Source organism: Aminobacter sp. 01T433 (assembly GCF_056398585.1).
Genome location: NZ_JBFTPR010000006.1, coordinates 143,564 through 163,105, shown reverse-complemented (window position 1 = coordinate 163,105; position 19,542 = coordinate 143,564). Strand labels below are relative to the sequence as shown.

At 63.5% G+C, this 19,542-nt stretch carries 17 protein-coding genes; 7 read left to right on the top strand and 10 right to left on the bottom strand.

What is annotated here, in order from left to right; translation table 11 throughout:
- Window positions 1-95: 95 nt before the first annotated feature.
- Window positions 96-1,574, top strand: a complete 1,479-nt coding sequence (gene pdxR, locus AC1DLV_RS13015) for a MocR-like pyridoxine biosynthesis transcription factor PdxR (RefSeq protein WP_476799971.1) — start codon at window positions 96-98, stop codon at window positions 1,572-1,574.
- A gap of 8 nt (window positions 1,575-1,582) precedes the next feature.
- Here the strand turns inward: pdxR and AC1DLV_RS13010 are convergent, their stop codons facing one another.
- The 3 genes from AC1DLV_RS13010 to AC1DLV_RS13000 are packed head-to-tail and all read right to left on the bottom strand — an operon-like array spanning window position 1,583 to window position 6,126.
- Entirely contained in the window at window positions 1,583-2,497 is a 915-nt protein-coding gene (locus tag AC1DLV_RS13010) for a DMT family transporter (RefSeq protein WP_476799970.1), read from the bottom strand.
- Complete coding sequence (locus tag AC1DLV_RS13005) at window positions 2,481-4,886, bottom strand: PIG-L family deacetylase (RefSeq protein WP_476799969.1); 2,406 nt, start codon at window positions 4,884-4,886, stop codon at window positions 2,481-2,483. Before AC1DLV_RS13005 ends, AC1DLV_RS13010 begins: the two co-directional genes overlap by 17 nt.
- Window positions 4,887-4,911: 25 nt before the next feature.
- Window positions 4,912-6,126 carry an ROK family protein gene (locus AC1DLV_RS13000; RefSeq protein ID WP_476799968.1) on the bottom strand — a complete coding sequence of 405 codons (1,215 nt, stop codon included), beginning with the start codon at window positions 6,124-6,126 and terminating at the stop codon, window positions 4,912-4,914.
- Between the two features lie 288 nt (window positions 6,127-6,414).
- Here AC1DLV_RS13000 and AC1DLV_RS12995 point away from each other — a divergent pair, with 288 nt between their 5' ends.
- The 6 genes from AC1DLV_RS12995 to AC1DLV_RS12970 are packed head-to-tail and all read left to right on the top strand — an operon-like array spanning window position 6,415 to window position 12,954.
- On the top strand, window positions 6,415-7,683 hold the full coding sequence (locus AC1DLV_RS12995; protein ID WP_476788926.1) for an extracellular solute-binding protein: 1,269 nt from the start codon (window positions 6,415-6,417) through the stop codon (window positions 7,681-7,683).
- Between the two features lie 18 nt (window positions 7,684-7,701).
- A complete protein-coding gene (locus AC1DLV_RS12990) occupies window positions 7,702-8,640 on the top strand; it encodes a carbohydrate ABC transporter permease (protein ID WP_476800081.1) in 939 nt (312 codons plus the stop codon).
- Window positions 8,637-9,488 (top strand): carbohydrate ABC transporter permease, encoded by an 852-nt coding sequence (locus AC1DLV_RS12985; protein WP_476799967.1) that lies wholly within the window; start codon window positions 8,637-8,639, stop codon window positions 9,486-9,488. Before AC1DLV_RS12990 ends, AC1DLV_RS12985 begins: the two co-directional genes overlap by 4 nt.
- 3 nt (window positions 9,489-9,491) lie before the next feature.
- Window positions 9,492-11,006, top strand: a complete 1,515-nt coding sequence (gene argH, locus AC1DLV_RS12980; RefSeq protein ID WP_476799966.1) for an argininosuccinate lyase — start codon at window positions 9,492-9,494, stop codon at window positions 11,004-11,006.
- Entirely contained in the window at window positions 11,006-12,043 is a 1,038-nt protein-coding gene (locus AC1DLV_RS12975) for an ABC transporter ATP-binding protein (RefSeq protein ID WP_476799965.1), read from the top strand. Before argH ends, AC1DLV_RS12975 begins: the two co-directional genes overlap by 1 nt.
- Window positions 12,040-12,954, top strand: coding sequence for a carbohydrate kinase family protein (locus AC1DLV_RS12970; RefSeq protein WP_476799964.1), 915 nt, complete (start codon window positions 12,040-12,042; stop codon window positions 12,952-12,954). The genes AC1DLV_RS12975 and AC1DLV_RS12970 overlap by 4 nt, the downstream gene beginning before the upstream one ends.
- A 33-nt stretch (window positions 12,955-12,987) precedes the next feature.
- On the opposite strand, the gene pcaF is transcribed toward AC1DLV_RS12970, so the two are convergent.
- From pcaF to AC1DLV_RS12935, 7 genes are read right to left on the bottom strand one after another with little or no spacing between them, the layout of a single operon-like run.
- Complete coding sequence (gene pcaF, locus AC1DLV_RS12965) at window positions 12,988-14,190, bottom strand: 3-oxoadipyl-CoA thiolase (RefSeq protein WP_476799963.1); 1,203 nt, start codon at window positions 14,188-14,190, stop codon at window positions 12,988-12,990.
- Window positions 14,187-16,166 (bottom strand): 3-hydroxyacyl-CoA dehydrogenase NAD-binding domain-containing protein, encoded by a 1,980-nt coding sequence (locus AC1DLV_RS12960; RefSeq protein ID WP_476799962.1) that lies wholly within the window; start codon window positions 16,164-16,166, stop codon window positions 14,187-14,189. The genes pcaF and AC1DLV_RS12960 overlap by 4 nt, the downstream gene beginning before the upstream one ends.
- Before the next feature lie 5 nt (window positions 16,167-16,171).
- Window positions 16,172-16,567, bottom strand: coding sequence for a RidA family protein (locus tag AC1DLV_RS12955; protein WP_476788930.1), 396 nt, complete (start codon window positions 16,565-16,567; stop codon window positions 16,172-16,174).
- The gene (locus AC1DLV_RS12950; RefSeq protein WP_476799961.1) at window positions 16,560-16,976 is read right to left on the bottom strand and encodes an acyl-CoA thioesterase; all 417 of its coding nucleotides are present in this window, start codon (window positions 16,974-16,976) and stop codon (window positions 16,560-16,562) included. Before AC1DLV_RS12950 ends, AC1DLV_RS12955 begins: the two co-directional genes overlap by 8 nt.
- Before the next feature lie 11 nt (window positions 16,977-16,987).
- Window positions 16,988-18,181, bottom strand: coding sequence for an acyl-CoA dehydrogenase family protein (locus AC1DLV_RS12945; RefSeq protein ID WP_476799960.1), 1,194 nt, complete (start codon window positions 18,179-18,181; stop codon window positions 16,988-16,990).
- A gap of 3 nt (window positions 18,182-18,184) precedes the next feature.
- A complete protein-coding gene (locus AC1DLV_RS12940; protein WP_476800080.1) occupies window positions 18,185-19,015 on the bottom strand; it encodes an enoyl-CoA hydratase family protein in 831 nt (276 codons plus the stop codon).
- Between the two features lie 42 nt (window positions 19,016-19,057).
- The gene (locus AC1DLV_RS12935) at window positions 19,058-19,510 is read right to left on the bottom strand and encodes a cupin domain-containing protein (RefSeq protein ID WP_476799959.1); all 453 of its coding nucleotides are present in this window, start codon (window positions 19,508-19,510) and stop codon (window positions 19,058-19,060) included.
- Between the last annotated feature and the right edge of the window lie 32 nt (window positions 19,511-19,542).

The following is a 19,542-nucleotide window of genomic DNA, read 5'->3' as shown; positions in this document are numbered from 1 at the left end:
TGGTTCTGCCTTAAAGGGATAATTGAGCACATCCGATTGCCTTATATCCAGATAGGAAGTTGAATGACTCCAGTCTGGGCATGCAGGCAGGTTTCATGGCGCACGCGACCATTTCGGAATCGATCTTCTTTCTCGACCGGGCGAGCCGGATCGGGCTGCAGACGCAGATCCGCGAGACGATTGTTTCGTCGGTGCTTGCGGGCCGGCTGCCGCCTGGCGCGCAGCTGCCATCGACACGCAAGCTCGCCGACTACCTCAACATCTCGCGCATCACGGTGACGCTGGCCTATCAGGAACTGGCGTCACAGGGTTACGTCGAGACGGCGAGCCGCAGCGCCTATCGTGTCGCCGACAACCCCCCGATAAGCGGACTGGAGGCAAGCACGTCCGAGGAGGAGCCTGACGTCATCGACTGGTCGGCCAAGCTGGGCAGGAGCTTCATCGTCGCCAAGCAGATGCGCAAGCCGCTCGACTGGCGGCGCTATCCCTATCCGTTCCTCTACGGACAGATGGACCCCTCGCTGTTTGACCTGACCGCCTGGCGCGATTGCGCCCGGCGCGCCTTGGCGCGCGAGGATTTTGAACTGATGGCGGGCGATTTCGCCGCCGCCGACGACGTGCAGCTGGTCAACTACATCTGCTCGCGGACGCTGCCCAGTCGCGGCATTCGTGCTGGCCCAGACGAAATCCTGGTCACCGTTGGCGCGCAGAATGCGCTGTGGATCGTTATCCAGCTTTTGCTCCGCCAGGGCGCGCACGCCATCTGCGAAAATCCCTGCCACCCAGACATGAGCGCATCGCTCAGGCTGAGCGGGGCGCAGGTGACCGCGGTCGATGTTGACAAGGAGGGCCTGCCGCCTGCCGCCTTGCCGCCAAAGGTCGATGCGGTTTTCGTGACGCCCAGCCATCACTCGCCGACGGGCGCGACCATGCCGCTCGACCGGCGCGCGGCTCTGCTCGAAGCAGCGGCTTCGAAGGATTTCATTATCGTCGAGGACGACTATGAGTTCGAGATGAGCTTTCTGGCGCCGCCGTCACCGGCCCTGAAATCCTTCGACCGCAGCGGACGCGTCTTTTACATTGGCAGCTTCTCGAAATCGCTGTTTCCAGGCCTGCGACTTGGCTATCTGGTCGCGCCGGCCCCCGTCATCCGCGAAGCCCGTGCCTTGCGTGCGCTCATGCTGCGTCATCCGCCCGGACATTTGCAGCGGACCGCCGCCTACTTCCTGGCGCTTGGGCACCATGACGCGGTGCTGCACCGGATGCGCGCCGAATATCACCGACGCCACATCGTCATGGCCGATGCCTTGCGTAGCGAAGGTTTCACCATCGCCGGCTCGTCGACATTCGGCGGCACGTCGTTCTGGATCGAGGGGCCCAAGGGGCTCGACGCCGATGTTTTGATGAACGAACTGCGCCAGGACGGGGTCTTGATCGAATCGGGCTCGCCCTTCTTCCCCGCCGATGACGGCCCATGCCGGTTCTTTCGGATGGGTTATTCGTCGATCCCGCGCAGCCTTATCGTCGAAGGTGTCATGCGGACCGCCGCGCGGATGCGCCTGCTTGCCTCTTGACCCCGAGTCTATCGCCGCTTCTTGTTGGCACGGCGTTCAAGATAGGCCGTTGTCTGGAGTGCTATCAGGACAACGATCGCGCCGATGATGATGCGCTGGTCGGGCACTTCGCCGAAAAAGATGTAGCCCGCCGCTGTGGTCACAACGATGGAGAGATAGCCGATGGGCGCGAGCACACTGGCGTCGGCGAGGCGATAGGCGCGCAAAAAGCAATATTGGCCAGCCTGTGCCAGAAGCCCGATGCCAAGCAAGGGCACCCAGTCGAAGGTCTTGACCGGCTGCCAGACAAAGATCGCAGGAACAGCGGTGATGACGGCAAGCCCTACGGTGTAGAAAACCATCATCACGGTGGTGTTTTCATCGCGCAACATGCGGGTCTGGATGATGGCGAGCGAGCCGAAGACGACTGTGGCGAACACCGCGAGCAGGCCGAGGTTCCATTCGACACCGCCAGGCGCCAGCATGACGAGCACGCCAGCAAAGGCGAAGGCGGCACCGACCCAGCGCAGCCGAGACACCGTCTCGCCCAAAAAGGCGACCGCCATGGCCATGGTGATCAGCGGCCTGGAAAAACTCAGCGCGTTGACCACCGCCAAGGGCAGCAGCGTGTAGGCCATGAACTGGCTGGTGAGCGCAATTGCGTTGCAGCTGATGCGCGAGATGTTCTGCCACGGATGCTTGGTGTGGCGGATGTGATGGCGGTGCCGCCAGATCAAAGGCAGGATGAACAGCAGGCCGATCATCGCCCGGATGAAGACGAGCTGGAAGGCCGGATAGATCAGCCCCTGCGCCTTGACGAGCGCCGTCATGCCGCCGGAAACTAGCAGCATGTCTGCGAGCACCCAGACCACGCCCTCGCGGTTGGCTTTGTGACGCTCCTCCCCCGCTTCGGGCGTCACCGTGCTGTCAGGCGGGCTGGACAAGATTTGCCATCAGGCGGAATGCTCCAGGTACAAGTTTGTCCATCTGGTGATGCAGGACGAGGCTGGTGTGCGTATGGCGGCCCTTGCCGATCTGAGCCGACACCAGCGCGCCCATCAGCGGCTGCTCATTGGCATCGTGCATGGCCAGCAGAGGCTGGTAGGCCTCGTCCCAGCGCGCGGCGAAATGGAGCCCGCGCTCCTTGTTCCAGCCGGACCAGTCCTGCGGGCCGATAATATTCGGCCCCTTGAGCAGGACGTGGTCCGGCGCCAGCACCGTGACCTCGGCGTTCGGATCCGTTACGCGCCAGCGTAAAGACGGCGAGCCGATCTCGAGTTTCCTCGGCGGCGTCGCTAGTGGATCCCAACCGTCGGTCGGGCGGTGGTAAAGGGTGACAAGGTGGCCGCCATTTTCGACGAAGCGGTGCAGCTTCTCGGTCGCTGCTGCCAGATCCTTGCGGATGCCGAAGGCAAAGATGCCAACGACGATGGTGGTGTATTGCGTGAGGTCGCCGGCAAGCGCCTTGGCGTCCAGTTCGGTGACATCGAGCCCCATGCGCGACAGCCACAGGCTGACGCGGTCGGCACCTGCGCCGACATAACCGACGCGCGCGCCTTGCGGCAGCTTGAGGTCGAGCGTGAGTACGCGCAGCGCTTCCGGCTGGCGATGGGTGACACGGCCGATATGCGGATAGGCGATCGGGGTTAGCCTGAGTGCCGGCCTGCCGCCGACCAGCGGGGTGATGGTGGCAAGCCCGGCGACACGTGTTTCGGGCGCGCGGATGAGCTGGCTGCCTTCTGCCTGCGCCAGCGACCAGCCGCCATCCATGTTGAGCGAGACGGACGCATTCTTGCCCGCAACGGCAGGCTTGATCGGCCATTCCTGTCTTGTGCCGTCGAGCGGCACGATGATCGCTTCGGGCTCCATGACAACCGAGCTTGCCGGCAGGACGGCAAAAGCTTCTTCGAAATCATAGGTGGCGCGGGCGGTGTGATCGCCGAACTTGGTCGAGATGACGACATGGGCATCGCCATTGCCGCCAAGCGCCGACCATGACGGCGGATAAAGCTTCGAGTAGGCAGCATTTGCCGAGGCCGAAATTTCCAGGCTGCGCCGGTGTCCGGTGCTGGTTTCAGCTTTTGCCGCGATGGCCTCGGGCAAGATCGCCTCGACCGCGACCGAGCGGCTGTCGCTGCCAGGGGCGAGATCGACCGTGAGCTCAGCTGTTTCGCCCGGCGACAAGGTCGGCGGCGACAATGTCGCGCGGTCGAAGATGCCGGCGGCTTCGATCAAGGCGGCGTCGATCTCGCGTGCCTTGCGCTCCAGACGGTGGCGGTGAAGCGCGAGGAACGCCGGCGACGCCTCAGCACGCGCGGTGGCGAGCTGACGAGCAGCTTCGATGAGATGGGCGATGATCGCTTCACCGCTGGGGAAGGCGGCGATCGCCTTGTCGACGGCCCGGGAGGCGGCGGCCAGGGCTGCCGCAGCTTCGCCAGACAGGTCCTTCGACCTGGCCAAGGCGGCGAGCGTCGCCGGCAGGGCGTCGAGCACCGACGTTTCGGCCTTCACGCCATTTGCGGCGAGCAGCAGGTGCAGTGGCCAGCGCGTCTCCGCCACGTCGGGCCAATGACCCATGCCCTGCGAGGCGTGGTAGTAGCGCGACCATTCGCCGATGCGGTCATATTCCGCGCCTGTCGCCGGTTCACGGCCGGGTGCGTCCACAATGACGGTGGCATCAGGTGGCGGCACTTCATCGTCATAGGTGTCGCCGCCGCCCGACCATGCCGGCAGGTAATATTTCGCAACCTGCCAGGGGCTCATGCCTTCCTTGAAATGCTCGGGGAAGGCTTCCGGGTCGGCGGCAAGCTTGATCGCCATTTCAGCGGCGCGGGTCATGGCGCGGTGATGGCCATGCTGGCCGGGGACATCGAGGAAGGTCGGGATGACGATGTCGGGCCGTTCGCTGCGATAGGCGCGCACCAGCCGCTCGACGGTGCGCATCTCGCCCCAGCGGGTAAAGGTCTGGTCGCCGTCCTTGGAGAAGCCGAAATCATGCACCTCGTCGTCGGGGCCATGGCCGAGCCAGACGACGTCGGCATCAAGCTCGCGCGCAGCCTCTTCCATCTCGCGCGTGCGCATCATGCCGAGCACGCCCAAGCGCTCGGGTCCGAGCGAATTCTGCCCGCCTTCGCCGCGCGTCGAGCAGGCGACGATGACGCGCATGCCAAGGCCCAGGCGGAACCAGGCGAGCATGCCGCTCTGCTCGTCGTCGGGATGCGCGCCGGTATTCATCATGGTGACGGTGGAATTCAGACGGCTGAGAGCCCGGTGAAGCCTGACCAGCGACGGGTTGGCCTTTTGTCTTTCAATACGTTCGCGAGCGCTCAGCATTCGGGTCCTCCGGTATTTCAGTCTGCTATTCGGTATGTGCGGTAGCGGCTGTTTCGAGCTTGGGCGTGACCACCTCGAACAGCGGCAGTGCAGCGGCACCGAGTGCCGCCGTGTATTGCCCGGTCTGGCCACGCATGACGCGGGGCAGGGCGCGGGTTCTCCGGCTGGCGACCGAGATCGGCAGCGGTCCCATGCGCTCGATCAACTCATCAATGATCGCGTCGGGCAGCATGCCGCCAAGGATCACCGTTTCGGGATCGAGGATGTTTTCGATCATCGCGATCATCGGCGCGAGATAGGTCGCGGTCTCGTCCATCCACTCCAAAAGCACCGGATGGCGCTTGGCATGGAGCTCCCCGAAGTCGGCGAAATCGCAGTCGGGCATGCCGGCGTCGCAAAGCTTTTCACGCAGCGCATGGACCGAGGCGTAGCGCTCGAGGCAGCCACTTTGGCCACACGGGCAGGCCCTGCCGCGCGGGACGACGACGACATGGCCGATTTCGCCGGCATTGCCGAAGGCGCCACGGAACGGGGTGCCGTCCTGGATCATGCCAAGGCCGAGGCCGGCGCCGAAATAGACCATGCAGAAACTGGAAATCGCATGGCCAGCGCCGAAGAAGCGCTCGCCGACGGCTGCGGCGTTGGCGTCGTTTTCCACGGTCACCGGCTCGCCGCAGGCCTCGCTGAGCAGGCTCGCCGCGTCGATATTGGCCCAGCCCGGCAGCGTTGTCGGACCCACCGACGTCATGCCTTCGATCTCGAACGGACCGGGCATGACCACGCCTATACCGAGCAGCCGCGACTTGAACGTCGACCTGACGGTTTCGAGTTCGGCGCGCAGATGGGCGATGACCTGGCTCGGACTGGTGTCGCTGACCGGCGTGATTCGCCTGGAGCGCGGCTGCCCCGACAGGTCGAGCACCGTCGCCACCATATGATCGGAGGCCATCTCGATGCCCATGGTCATGGCGCCATCGGGGTTGACGGCGAACTGGATCGGCGGCTGGCCGCGACCCGAACGCAGGCGCCCGGTCTCCATCAACAGGTTTTCGCTGACCAGCTCGTCGACGATATTGGCGATGGCCTGCGCTGTGAGATGCGTAAGCCGGGCGATGTGCATGCGCCCCAGCGCGCCATTGCGGCGAACGACATCGAGCACCACGCGACGGTTATGGTCGCGGCTGCGCTCGGGATTGTTACCCAAAGTGACCTGATGCGTGCTGCCCGGCTGAAACGCCATTTCGCTCATCCTGACCTCAGTTGCAAAATTGATAACGCGGAAGCCCCGAACCCCGCAACAGATTAATTCAAGTAAATTATCTTATTGACAAATGGCCTGCGGCAGGAAAGCGTATAGGCAGTGTGCGGGGAGGATCCGCAGCTTTGCTGGTGCCCGTTTTTTGTCGAGCGTGATCCGCTCGCGTCTGGCGGCATCGGATTCATGAGATGGCCGGGGCCTCGATTGCATGCGAGGCACGGTCCATGGGGATAATCACCGCCCGTAGCCCGGATTTTCCGGCGGGCGCAGATGGAGGTTTACATGCGTAGAGCAACCCTGTTTGCCGGACTGATCGCAGGATTCAGCACGCTGGCAATCAATGCGGCCCAGGCCGTCGAGATCGAATATTGGCAGTATGTCTTCGACTCGCGCGTCAAGGCGATGGACCAGCTCATCGAGAATTTCGAGAAGGCCAATCCAGACATCACAGTCAAGCAGACGACCTTCCCCTACGCCGACTACCAGACGCGCGTCATCGCCGCGAAGATGGGCGGACAGGGTCCTGACGTGATGCAGCTGTTCTACGGCTGGCTCGACAAGTTCGTTGCCGGTGGCCTGCTGCAGCCGCTGCCGACCGATGCGTTCCCGCACGACAAGATCGAAGCCGATTTCTTCCCGATCGTCAGCGCCATGAAGCGCGGCGAGGATTATTACGGCCTGCCGACCGCAGTGCGTTCGCTGGCGCTGTTCTACAACAAGAAGCTGTTCACCGAAGCTGGCCTTGACCCGGCAAACCCGCCCAAGACGCTCGAAGAGTTCGTCGCGGCCGCCGAAAAGATCACCAAGCGCGACGGCAACGGCAACCTCGTGGTCGCCGGCTCGACCCTCGACATGGCCGGCCAGGATCACCAGTGGTGGCGTGAAGTGCTGGTTCGCCAGTTCGGCGGCGAGCCCTACACAGACGGCGACCGCAAGGTGGCCTACAACACCGAAGCCGGTGAAAAGGCGCTGAAGTTCTACACCGACCTGCAGACGGTTCAGAAGATCGGCCAGTCGAGCTTCATGGACGAAGGCCAGGCGGCATTCCGCGCCGGCATGGCGGGCATGACCATCGACGGCACCTTCCGTCTCGGCGCGTTCAAGTCGATCGAAGGCTTCGAATGGGGCGTGACCGAACTGCCGGCCAACGCCGACGGCACCCGTTCCAACTATGCTAGCTACTTCGCCAACGGCATCTCGGCGACGACAAGCGGCGAGAAGCTCGAAGCCTCGAAGAAGTTCCTGGCCTACATCTCCTCGCCCGAGGCAATGGACGTCTGGCTGAAGACGGTCGGCGAACTGCCGGCGCGTCGCACGGCTGCGATGACCGAGGCCAACCTTGCGGACCCGATCTACGGTCCGTTCCTCAAGGGTCTCGATTACGCCCGCACCACCATGTTCGTTGACGAGGCAGCCCAGCGCCAGACCACGATCGACATGGCCAACCGCGTGCTGCTCGAAGGCCAGTCGGTGAAGGATTCGCTCGCACAGGCCGCAGCGGCCGAGCAGGCGATCATCGACGCAGCAGCACCCAAGTAAGGCGAAGGCTTGATGTCTGTGACAGCGGATCAACAGGGGGCGGCGCTGAGCCGCCCCAGCGGAACCTTCTGGAACCGCCGTTCCATGCGGACGAGGCGGCTGGTTTGGGTGTGGAGTTTCCTCGCTCTGCCGATCCTGTTCTATTCGGTGATCCGCTTTTACCCGACAATCGAAGCCTTCTGGCTTTCCCTGACAAACTGGGACCTTTTGAAGCCGCCGCAGTTCATCGGCCTGGCCAACTACGAAAGGCTTTTCGCCGACCCGCAATTCTGGAAGGTGTTCAAGAACACCTTCGCCTATCTGCTCGTCGGCACGCCGATCAGCCTATTGCTGTCGTTCGTCATCGCCTATCACCTCGACCGCGTGCGTTTCATGCACGGGTTGATCCGCGGCCTGTATTTCCTGCCCTATCTGACCACCGCAGCCGCCATGGCCTGGGTGTGGCGCTGGTTCTACCAGCCTGCGCCGATCGGTGTGATCAACAATGCGCTCGGCACGCTCGGCATCCCGCAGCAGCCATTCATCCGCTCGGTCGACCAGGCCTTGCCGTCGATCATGTTCACGGCGATCTGGGCCGGCCTCGGCTTCCAGATCATCATCTTCATGGCCGGTCTGCGGTCGATCCCCAACACCTTCTATGAGGCAGCGCGCATCGATGGCCTCGGCGATTGGGCGATCCTGCGCAAGATCACGCTGCCGCTGCTCAAGCCGACGACCGTGTTCCTCGTCGTGTTCTCGTCGATCGGCTTCCTGCGCATCTTCGACCAGGTCTACAACATGACCACTAACGATCCGGGCGGCCCGCTCGGTTCGACTAAGCCTCTGGTGCTGATGATCTACCAGACGGCGTTTTCGTCCTATGCGATGGGCTATGCGGCGGCACAAACGGTCGTGCTGTTCACCATCTTGCTGTTCGTGTCGCTGTTGCAGCTCTGGATCCTGAGGGAAAAGAAATGAGTGCCGTCACCCAAACGCCGGCGCTTTCCCACGCCAATCTTCGACCCGGCCGCATTCTCACCTGGACGCTGCTGTTCATCGGCGGCCTGATCATGGTGACGCCGCTGGCCTTCATGTTCTCGACGTCGTTCAAGACGGCGGGCCAGGTCTATGACCTCAGGCTCATCCCGGCGGCACCGACGCTTGCCAACTACATCGCCATCCTGGCTGACGGGCGCTTCATGCGCTGGTTCTTCAACTCGATGTTCGTTGCGGTCATGGTGACGCTGTCGAACGTCTTCTTCGACAGCCTTGTCGGCTACACGCTGGCCAAGTTCGAATTCCGCGGCCGCTATTTCATCTTCATCGCTATCCTGTCGACGCTGATGATCCCGACCGAGATGCTGGTTATCCCGTGGTACCTGATGTCGAGCAAGCTCGGCTGGCTGGACAGCTATTGGGGCATCATGTTCCCCGGCATGATGACGGCCTTCGGCACCTTCTTGATGAAGCAGTTCTTCGAAGGCGTGCCCAACGACTTCCTCGAAGCCGCGCGCGTCGATGGCCTGAACGAGTTCCAGATCTTCTGGAAGGTGGCGATGCCGCTGGTGACGCCGGCGCTGTCCGCGCTCGCCATCTTCACCTTCCTCGGCAACTGGACCGCGTTCTTCTGGCCGCTCATCGTGACCACCAGCCGCGAGCTCTACACGCTGCCGGTGGGGCTATCGAGCTTCGCGGTGGAACAGTCCATCCAGTGGGAAATGATCATGACCGGTGCAGCGATCGCCACGCTGCCGACCCTGATCGTCTTCATCGTCCTGCAGCGCTACATCGTCCGCGGCGTCATGCTGGCAGGGCTCAAAGGATAAGACATGCCTGAACTTAACCCCAAGCTCGCCGACAAGAGCGTCTTCCCCGATCCTGTCTACAAGGAAACGGTGCTGAGGCCGCTATTCGACGGCGCCAAGACCCACCATGTCGACGGCTTCCGCGCCATCGACCGGGCGCATCTGGTGATGCTGACCGAGACCGGCATTCTCGAAGCCAAACAGGCCTCGGCGATTGCTGGCGCGCTCGAAGCCATCGACCGCGAAGTCGATCCATCCACGCTCGTTTATACCGGCGAAGTGGAGGACTTCTTCTTCCTCATCGAAAAGGAACTGAAGGCCCGCCTCGGCGCCGACGTCGCCGGACGCCTGCACACCGCACGCTCGCGCAACGACATCGACCACACGCTGTTCAAGCTTGGCCTCAAGCAGCGCATCGACGCGCTCATGGTCAAGGCGCGGCATCTGCTGGGCGCGATGATCGACGCGGCCGAGCGCGAAAAGGCGACGTTGATCGTTGCCTATACGCACGGCCAGCCGGCACAACCTTCTACCTTCGGGCATTATCTCGCAGCAGCTATCGAAGTGCTGGTCCGCGACATCGAGCGCTTCGAAGAGGCGCGGAAAATCGTCGACCTGTCGCCGATGGGGGCTGCTGCCATCACCACGTCGGGCTTTCCGATCGACCGTCAGCGCGTCGCCGATCTGCTCGGCTTTGCAGCACCCTTGCGCAATTCCTACAGCTGCATCGCGGCGTCGGACTACATCACCTCGACCTATTCGGCGATCGAGCTGATGTTCCTGCATCTCGGACGCCTGATCCAGGACTTCCAGTTCTGGACGAGCTTCGAGGTTGGCCAGGTCTATGTGCCGAACGCCTTCGTGCAGATCTCCTCGATCATGCCGCAAAAGCGCAACCCCGTGCCGATCGAGCATATGCGCCTTTTGGCCAGTCAGACGATGGGCCGGGCCCGCACGGTGCTTGGCGTCATCCACAACACGCCGTTCACCGACATGAACGACAGCGAGGGCGAGACACAGTCCATGGGCTACGAGGCCTTCACCGCGGCTTCGCGCGTGCTCGACCTGCTTGCAGCCTTCGTCGATGCGATCCGCATCGATCCCGAGCGGGTGGCCGAAAACATCCGCCGTTCCTGCATCACCATCACCGAACTTGCCGACTCGCTCGTTCGCATCGAAGGCTTGTCCTTCCGCGAGGCGCACGAGATCGCAGCAACGGTTGCCAAGTCGGTGGTTGCGGCGGGCGGCGGGCTTGCCAAGGACGGCTACGGCCCGTTCCTCGATGCTTTCAGGCATTCGACCGGACGCGAGCCGAGCTTTGGCCGCGACAAGTTCGAAGAGATCGTCTCGCCAGAGCATTTCGTTGCCGTGCGCGACCGCTTCGGCGGCCCAGCACCAGCACCGATGGCCGAGGCGATTGGCGTCTACAGGAAGAAGGCAGCGGCATTTGAGGCCGTTGCAAAGGAACATGCCGGGCACGAGGCGAAAGCCGCAAAAGAACTCGGTGAGAAATTCAAGGCACTGGCAGGGGCGCTCTGATGGCGACGATCGAACTTGAAAAGCTGGTCAAGCGCTACGGCAAGGTAGACGTCGTCCAGGGCATCGACCTTGAAATCGCCGATGGCGAATTCGTTGTCTTCGTCGGGCCTTCGGGCTGCGGCAAGTCGACGACCTTGCGCATGATCGCCGGCCTCGAAGACATCTCCGGCGGCACGCTGAAGATCGGCGGCGAGGTAGTCAACGAGCGCGACCCCAAGCAGCGCAACATCGCCATGGTGTTTCAGAACTACGCCATCTATCCGCACCTGACCGTGCGCCAGAACATCGGCTTCGGGCTCTACACCTCGAAACTGTCCAAGGCGGAGAAGGACAAGCGGATCGAAGAGGCAGGTCGTATCCTTGGCCTTGAAAAATATCTCGACCGGCGCCCTGCGGCCTTGTCGGGCGGCCAGCGCCAGCGCGTCGCCATCGGCCGCGCCATGGTGCGCAACCCCTCGGCCTTCCTGTTCGACGAGCCGTTGTCCAACCTCGACGCCCAGCTGCGAGCCCAGATGCGCATCGAGATCAAGCGGCTGCATCAGAAGCTGAAGACGACGACCGTCTATGTCACCCACGACCAGGTCGAGGCGATGACCATGGCCGACCGCATCGTTGTCATGAAGGACGGCCACATCCTGCAGGTGGGTACGCCGACCGATCTCTACGAAAATCCGGTCGATGTCTTTACCGCCCGCTTCATCGGCAGCCCGTCGATGAACCTGGTGCCGGGCCGCAAGAACGGCAAGGGCATCGAGCCCGCTGCCGGCGGCGACATCTTGATCGGCGTGCGCCCGCATCAACTGACGGCAGCTATCGAGAAAGCCGAAGGCGGCCTCGAACTCACCGGCACAGTGACGGCGGTCGAACCGCTGGGACCCGAAACGCTGGTCCATCTCGATGTCGAGGGCAATGCTGTGATTGCCACCGCACCGAGCAAGTTCATTCCGGCAACGGGCAGCAAGCTGACCTGCCGCGCGGCACCGGGCAGCCTCTATCTCTTCGACGCCAAGACCGAGAAGAGCCTGGGCCGGCAATGACTTCTGGAAATGCCAAGCATCCGGCGGTGCTCAGCATCGGGCGGATTTACTGCGACCTCATTTTCACCGGACTGGCATCGCTGCCTGAGCCGGGACGTGAAGTGTTTGCTCAAGACATGAAGATGGCTGCCGGTGGCGGTGCGTTCATCGCGGCTGCCCACATGGCCCATGCCGGCCGAAAGGTGGCGCTAGTGGCGCGCCTTGGCACCGACTCGCTGTCTTCAGGGATCGAGGCCGAGCTTGGCGCAAGCAATGTCGATCTTCGCTTTGTCGAGCATTCGCCTGGTGCCGGGCCGCAGGTCACTGTTGCCTCGGTGATCGGCAACGACCGTGCGTTCCTGTCGCGGCGCGCCGGCACGGCACTTCCGGCGACACTTGAGGCTGCGCTCGACTGGAGCGATGCCGGCCATCTGCACATCGCCGAATACGCGACATTGCACGAGATCCCCGATCTCGTCACACGCGCCAAGGCGAAAGGGCTGACCGTGTCGCTTGATCCAAGCTGGGACGAGACGCTGATCTACGAGGCCGAGCTGCTCGAACGCTGTGTCGATGTCGACATCTTCCTGCCCAATATGGAAGAGGCGACAGCGATCACACGCGAGAACGATCCGATCGCGGCGATCGAGCTCCTGTCCAAGGCCTTCCCCGTTGTTGCCCTCAAAGCAGGTGGCGAAGGCGCATGGCTGAAGGCCAACGGCCAGTTGCTGCACCGGAGAGCGGAAGAGGTTCCGGTCATCGACACGACGGGTGCGGGCGACGCCTTCAACGCCGGCTTCATCGATGCCTGGCTTTCCAGCCAGTCCGAGGAAGCCTGCCTTGCCGCCGGCATCACCTATGGCAGCCTTGCAGTCCAGGCGGCAGGTGGCTCGGCGATCCTGCGCCAGCCGCAGCGTCGGGCTGCGGGCTGACGACGCCAAATCGCCGTAGCGAGGAACAACTCGCTACGGTCGGCTGATCAGCAGTGAAATGCCCTGGCCGACGCCGATGCACATGGTGGCGAGCGCGCGCTTGGTGCCCTGCAAATCAAGCTCCAACGCCGCCGTCAGCGCGAGGCGTGCACCCGACATGCCGAGCGGGTGGCCGAGCGCTATGGCGCCGCCATTCACATTTACATGGGCCGCGTCGTCGGCGAGGCCAAGCTCGCGCATGCAGGCCAGCGACTGCGCCGCGAAAGCCTCGTTGAGCTCGACGATGTCGATGTCGGCGATGGTCAGGCCGGTGCGCTCCAGAAGCTTGCGCGTCGAGGCGACCGGACCGATGCCCATGATGCGCGGCGCGACACCAGCGGTGGCCATGCCGTCGATCTTGGCGAGCGGTGTCAGGCCGTAGCGTTCGACGGCGCGGGCGGACGCGACGATCACTGCCGCGGCCCCATCGTTGACGCCCGAAGCATTGCCGGCAGTGACAGTGCCGCCGGCGCGGAACGGTGTCGAAAGGCTGGCCAGCTTTTCGATGGTTGTTTCGCGCGGATGCTCGTCATGCTCGACAATTGTCGCTTCGCCCTTGCGGCCCTTGATGATGACAGGAGCGATTTCACGGGCAAACCGCCCACTCTTTTGGGCGGCGGCGGCGCGCGCCTGGCTGCGCAGTGCGAAATGGTCCTGGTCGTCGCGCGAAATGGCAAACTCCGCCGCGACGTTCTCGGCCGTCTCCGGCATGGAGTCGATGCCGTATTGCTTTTCCATCAGCGGGTTGACGAAACGCCAGCCGATGGTGGTGTCGAAAATCTCAGCGCTGCGCTGGAAGGCGCTCGTCGCCTTCGGCATGACGAAGGGCGCGCGCGACATGCTTTCGACACCGCCGGCAATGATGATATCCGCTTCGCCGAGCTTGATGGCACGCGCGGCATAACCGACCGCGTCGAGGCCGGAACCGCAGAGCCGGTTGATCGTCGTTCCAGCCACCGTCTCCGGCAGGCCGGCAAGCAAGGCAGCCATGCGGGCGACATTGCGGTTGTCTTCGCCGGCCTGGTTGGCGCAGCCGAGCACGACTTCGTCGATCTGGTCAGTGGGAATGCCAGGCAGGCGCGCCAATGCCTCGCGGATGGCATGGGCAGCGAGATCGTCCGGGCGCACGGATGCAAGCGCGCCGCCATAGCGGCCGATCGGGGTGCGGACGCCGCCGACGATATAGGCTTCGCTCATGGCTTCGCGTCCTTGTGCGTTTCGGCCGCAAACATCGGCCCGCCCTTGTGGGAGGGGAAGCCGTAGCCGTTGATCATCACCAGATCGACATCGCTCGAACGCGCCGCAATGCCTTCAGCGAGCAAGGCCGTACCTTCGTCGGCCATCGCTTTGAGCAGGCGCACGACGATTTCGTCCGAGGTGAAGTTGCGCGGCGCAATGTTCTTGGATGCTCGCGCGTCATCGATCAGTGCCGTGACCTCAGGATCGACGGCGCGTTCGCCACTGGAATAGTCATACCAGCCGCGCCCTGTCTTACGGCCGAAGCGGCCGGCTTCGCAGAGACGGTCGGCAATCTCGACGTAACGCGCCTCGGCATCGCGGGTCGCCGCCTGGCGCTTGCGCCGTGCCCAGGCGATCTCGAGGCCCGCCATGTCGTAGACGGCGAAGATGCCCATCGGAAAGCCGTAGGCTTCGAGCGCGGCGTCGATTTCGTGCGGCGCAGCCCCGTCCTCGACCATGAACTCGGCCTCGCGGCGGTAGGCGGAAAAGATGCGGTTGCCGATGAAACCTTCTGTGACGCCGCAAACGACAGGCAATTTGCCCAGCTTCTTGGCGAAGGCCAGCGCGGAAGCGAGCACGTCGGGTGCGGTTGCCTTGCAGTCGACGACCTCGACGAGGCGCATGATGTTGGCCGGCGAGAAGAAGTGCAGGCCGACAACGCGCGCGGGATGAGCGGTCGCGGCGGCGATTTCGTCGGGGTTGAGGTAGCTGGTGTTGGTGGCGAGGATCGCATCCTGCCTGACGATGCCGTCGAGCCGCTGGAACAGCTCGGTCTTGACGGTAAAATCGTCGAACACAGCCTCGATGACAAGGTCGGCGGCTGCGAGTTCGCCGGCGTTCTCGGTCACCATGAGCCGGCCTAGGCATTCGTCGCGAACTGTCGCCGCAAGACGCCCCGACTGGACCGATTTGTCGAGAATGCCCGCGATGCGCTCGCGGCCCTTTTCGGCGGCTTCGACCGTCTGCTCGACGCCGATGACACGATAGCCCGAGGTGAGTGCCGCAACGGCGATGCCCGCGCCCATCAGGCCGGTGCCGACGATGCCGACGGTGTCGATCTTGCGCGGCGTGATGTTGTCGAGCTTTTCGACCTTGCCGGCCGAACGTTCGGCGAAGAATACATGGCGGAGTGCCGCGGCTTCCGCGGAATCGCGCAGCCGAACGAAGGTCACGCGCTCGTCGGCGAGACCTTGCTTGAGGTCGAGCTGTGCGGCTGCCTTGACGAGGCGGACGGCCTCGGCGGGTGCGGCCTGGCCGCGTGCCTTGGACAGGATTTTTTTCGCTGCCGCATCGACAGCCGCCGGTTCGATGGCTGGGACTTCCAACATGCCGGTGCGGCGCAGGGGCTCGCTGGCGAGATCGTGGATGAGGCTGAGTGCTGCGTCGAGATGATCGTTCGAAACGCCATCGACAAGACCAAGTGTCAGCGCTTCGGTCGCCTTGACCGCACGGCCGCTGCCGATCAGGTCGATGGCGGCGACGGTGCCGATCAGGCGGGGCAGGCGCTGCGTGCCGCCGGCACCCGGCACGATGCCAAGCTTCACCTCGGGCATGCCGAATGTCGCTTTGTCGCTGGCGATGCGGCCATGGCAGGCGAGCGCGATTTCGCAGCCGCCGCCGAGTGCTGCCCCATTGACCGCAGCGACGACAGGCTTGCCGTAGGACTCGATACGCTCGATCACTTCGGGCAGCGTCGGCTCGACCGGGGGCTTGCCGAACTCCTTGATGTCGGCACCGCCGACAAAGGTGCGGCCCGCGCCGGTGACCACGACGCCGACGACCATTTTCAGTGCTGCGGCATGTTCGAGCGCCTTGACCAGCCCCTGCCGGACATGCGCCGAGATCGCATTGACGGGCGGATTGTCGATGGTGACGACGAGCACGCCGTCACTCAAGGCGCCCGTAACGCTCTCGGAAAATCGCGTCGCGCTCATGTGGCCTACTCGGGAATGACGGCGGTGGCCTGGATCTCGATCTTGGCGCGGTCCTCGACCAGCGCCACGACCTGCATTGCGGCCATGGCCGGGAAGTGCCGGCCAATGACGTCGCGATAGGCCTGTCCGAGGCCGCGCAGGTTTTCGGTGTATTCCTTCTTGTCGGTAAAATACCAGGTCATCGTGGTGATGTGGTGCGGCTCGGCACCGCCGGCGCGCAGCACTGCGACGACGTTTTCAAGGGTTTGACGCACCTGGCCGACGAAGTCGTCGGTCTCGAATTCGCAATTGCCATTCCAGCCGATCTGGCCGCCGACGAAGACCGTGCGACCGCTGGCTGCGACGCCGTTGGAGTAGCCGATCGGCTTCGCCCATCCCTCGGGCTGCAGGATTTCATGCATCTGATGTCTCCAGAAGTTTTTCGAGCGCGGCACGGATGTCGTCCGGCCAGGCGAGCGATTTGTGGGTGTCGAGCGATGTCGCAACGACGCTGTGGCGAGCGCTCCAGAGCAGGGTGCCTGCCGCCGAAATTCTATGTTCAAGGTCAAGCGAGGAGCGCCCGATCCTGAGAACCGACAGCTCGAAATCGAGCGTGTCGCCGTGGAAACCGGGATGGACGAAGGTGAGATCGAGCCGCACTGTCGGCGTGCCGATGCGCCGCTCAGTGATCAGCTCTTTCCACGGCGCGCCGACCGAGCCGAAAAACTCCTCCAGAACCCCCACGAGGATGTTCAGGTAGGACGGGAAATAGGCGATCCCGGAAGGGTCGCAGTCCCCGAAACGCAGCGGCCGGCTGGTGCGGAAGGTCAAGGTTGCGCCCTCTACTTCGCGGCCTTCATCAGCTCGCGGCCGATGATCAGCTTTTGCACTTCGGTTGCGCCCTCATAGATGCGCAGCGCGCGGATCTCGCGGTAGAGCCGCTCGGTGATCTCGCCGACGCGCACGCCGCGCCCGCCAAACATCTGCAGCGCCTGGTCGATGACCCATTGGGCGTTTTCCGTCGCCGTCATCTTGGCCATGGCGGCCTCGCGGGTGATCGGCAGCTTCTGCACGTCGCGTCTCCAGGCGGTGCGCACTGTCAAAAGCGAGGCGGCGTCGATTGCGGTTGCCATCTCGCCCAGCGTGCTCTGCGCGGTCGGCAGGTCGGCCAGTGTCGCGCCAAACATCTTTCGCGACTTGGCGTGTGCGACCGCTTCATCGAGCGCGCGGCGGGCGAAGCCGAGCGCTGCCGCGGCCACAGAAGGACGAAATATATCGAGCGTGCGCATGGCGATCTTGAAACCTTCGCCCGGCGCGCCCAAAAGCTGCGACGCAGGGATACGGCAGTTGTCGAAGCGCACCCGAGCGAGCGGATGCGGCGCGATGGTTTCGATGCGCTCGACGATCGAGAAGCCCGGCGTGTCGGCGAAGACGACGAAGGCCGAAATGCCGCGTGTGCCCGGCGCTTCGCCGGTGCGGGCGAAGACCGTATAGACATCGGCGATGCCGCCATTGGAAATGAAGATCTTTTCGCCGTCGAGCACATAGTCGTTGCCGTCGCGGGCAGCACTGGTGCTCATCGCCGCGACGTCCGAGCCGGCGTCTGGCTCGGTCAGCGCGAAGGCCGAGATCAGCTCACCCCGAGCGATCTTTGGCAGGATCGCCTGTTTGAGTTCGTCCGATCCCGACAGGCTGATGGCGCCGGTACCCAGGCCCTGCATGGCGAATGCGAAGTCGGCAAGGCCGTCGGCATAAGCGAGTGTTTCGCGGATCAGGCAGAGCGAGCGGCTGTCGATTTGCTCCGACGCACCGCCAAATGCCGCCGGCACGCAATGCCTAAGGATGCCGGCAGCTCCCAGTGCAGGAACCAGCTTCTTGCAGGCCGCATAAGCGTCGGCATGGTCGATGTCACCAAGTCCGCCGCCCGTGACAAAACCGTCGAGTTCTACCGCGAGCGCGCGGTGGCTGTCGGCGAAAAACGGCCAGTCGAGGTGATCGCGGGTCGGATTTCCCACCGGCGCCGAATGCGAAGCCATGGCTCAGTTCCCCTTGAATTCCGGCTTGGTCTTGGCGGCGAAGGCCTCGAAGGCGCGGCGGAAATCGCCTGTCGCCATGCAGATCGCCTGGGCCTGCGCTTCGGACTCGATCAGCTGGTCGATGCCCATCGCCCATTCCTGGTCAAGCATCTTCTTGGTCATGGCGTGCGCGAACCACGGACCGTCGGCGACGGTACGAGCGAACTTCTGCGCCTCGGCAAGCAGGTTCGGGCGCTCGTGCAGAGCGTTGTAGAAGCCCCAGTTGTGACCTTCGGTGGCGGACATCGAACGGCCGGTGAACAAAAGCTCGGCGGCGCGGCCCTGGCCGATGATACGCGGAAGGATGCCGCAGGCGCCCATGTCGGCACCGGCAAGACCAACCCTGGTAAACAGGAAAGCGGTCTTGGCCTCGGGCGTGGCGACGCGGAAGTCGGCCGACATGGCAAGGATCGCACCCGCACCAGCACAGATGCCGTCGACGGCAGCGATGACCGGCTGCGGACAGGTGCGGATCTGGCGGACCAGATCGCCGGTCATGCGGGTGAAATCGAGCAGGTCGGGCATCGACATGCGCGTCAGCGGCTCGATGATGTCGAAGACATCGCCGCCGGAGGAGAAGTTGTTTTCGGCCCCGGTCAGAACGACGGCACGCACGTCGCTGGCGCGTGCCAGCGAACGGAACAGATCGGTGAGTTCCTCGTAGCTTTCGAAGGTCAGCGGGTTCTTCTTCTCCGGACGATTGAGCGTGATCGTGGCGACCCGGCCGTCGGCATCGGTCTCAAACAGGAAGTGCTTGGCCTTGTGGTCCTTGAACGGACGCTTCTTGTCCTGCATCGGGTTGGTCACGGATCGCTCCTGTCGCTATCTTTGGCTTGCTTAGTCGTTCGCTGACGGTGGAAGGAAATCCACTTCATGCGCGGCAGAAATTTTCACGACCTCTTCTGGATCGCCGAGGTTGTCGAGCTTGCTGAACAATTCCTCGAGCATCCCTGCCGGAGAAACCCAGAAAAGCGCCCGCGTCGGCTTGTCGGACTTGTTGAAATAGCCATGCGGAATACCGCGCGGCATCCGCACCAGATCTCCAGCCTTGGCTTTGAACCATTGGCCGTCGAGCTTCAGATCGAGTTCGCCTTCCTGCACCAGGATAAATTCATCCTGCGTCGGATGGATATGCACGGGAACGAACTGCCCAGGCGCGCTGTTTGTTTCAAAGGCGAAAGTCGCGTCGCAAACCGCTTTCGGAAAATAGATCTGACCGAGAATGTTCCACTGCTTACCCTCAAAGCCGTGACCGTCGCGCGTAATTCCCTTTTCGAGATTTCCTGCCATGTCTACCTCCCCGTTGATTAGGTTTGCCTGGT

What these genes read in the sequence shown, in the direction of transcription:
- pdxR (WP_476799971.1), top strand. Translation starts at nt 96, where the DNA reads ATGGCGCACGCGACCATTTCGGAATCGATCTTCTTTCTCGACCGGGCG.
- AC1DLV_RS12955 (WP_476788930.1), bottom strand. Translation starts at nt 16,567, where the DNA reads ATGCATGAAATCCTGCAGCCCGAGGGATGGGCGAAGCCGATCGGCTAC.
- AC1DLV_RS12970 (WP_476799964.1), top strand. Translation starts at nt 12,040, where the DNA reads ATGACTTCTGGAAATGCCAAGCATCCGGCGGTGCTCAGCATCGGGCGG.
- AC1DLV_RS12935 (WP_476799959.1), bottom strand. Translation starts at nt 19,510, where the DNA reads ATGGCAGGAAATCTCGAAAAGGGAATTACGCGCGACGGTCACGGCTTT.
- AC1DLV_RS12995 (WP_476788926.1), top strand. Translation starts at nt 6,415, where the DNA reads ATGGAGGTTTACATGCGTAGAGCAACCCTGTTTGCCGGACTGATCGCA.
- AC1DLV_RS13005 (WP_476799969.1), bottom strand. Translation starts at nt 4,886, where the DNA reads ATGCTGAGCGCTCGCGAACGTATTGAAAGACAAAAGGCCAACCCGTCG.
- AC1DLV_RS12945 (WP_476799960.1), bottom strand. Translation starts at nt 18,181, where the DNA reads ATGGCTTCGCATTCGGCGCCGGTGGGAAATCCGACCCGCGATCACCTC.
- AC1DLV_RS12975 (WP_476799965.1), top strand. Translation starts at nt 11,006, where the DNA reads ATGGCGACGATCGAACTTGAAAAGCTGGTCAAGCGCTACGGCAAGGTA.
- AC1DLV_RS12940 (WP_476800080.1), bottom strand. Translation starts at nt 19,015, where the DNA reads ATGCAGGACAAGAAGCGTCCGTTCAAGGACCACAAGGCCAAGCACTTC.
- AC1DLV_RS12960 (WP_476799962.1), bottom strand. Translation starts at nt 16,166, where the DNA reads ATGAGCGCGACGCGATTTTCCGAGAGCGTTACGGGCGCCTTGAGTGAC.
- AC1DLV_RS13000 (WP_476799968.1), bottom strand. Translation starts at nt 6,126, where the DNA reads ATGGCGTTTCAGCCGGGCAGCACGCATCAGGTCACTTTGGGTAACAAT.
- argH (WP_476799966.1), top strand. Translation starts at nt 9,492, where the DNA reads ATGCCTGAACTTAACCCCAAGCTCGCCGACAAGAGCGTCTTCCCCGAT.
- AC1DLV_RS12985 (WP_476799967.1), top strand. Translation starts at nt 8,637, where the DNA reads ATGAGTGCCGTCACCCAAACGCCGGCGCTTTCCCACGCCAATCTTCGA.
- pcaF (WP_476799963.1), bottom strand. Translation starts at nt 14,190, where the DNA reads ATGAGCGAAGCCTATATCGTCGGCGGCGTCCGCACCCCGATCGGCCGC.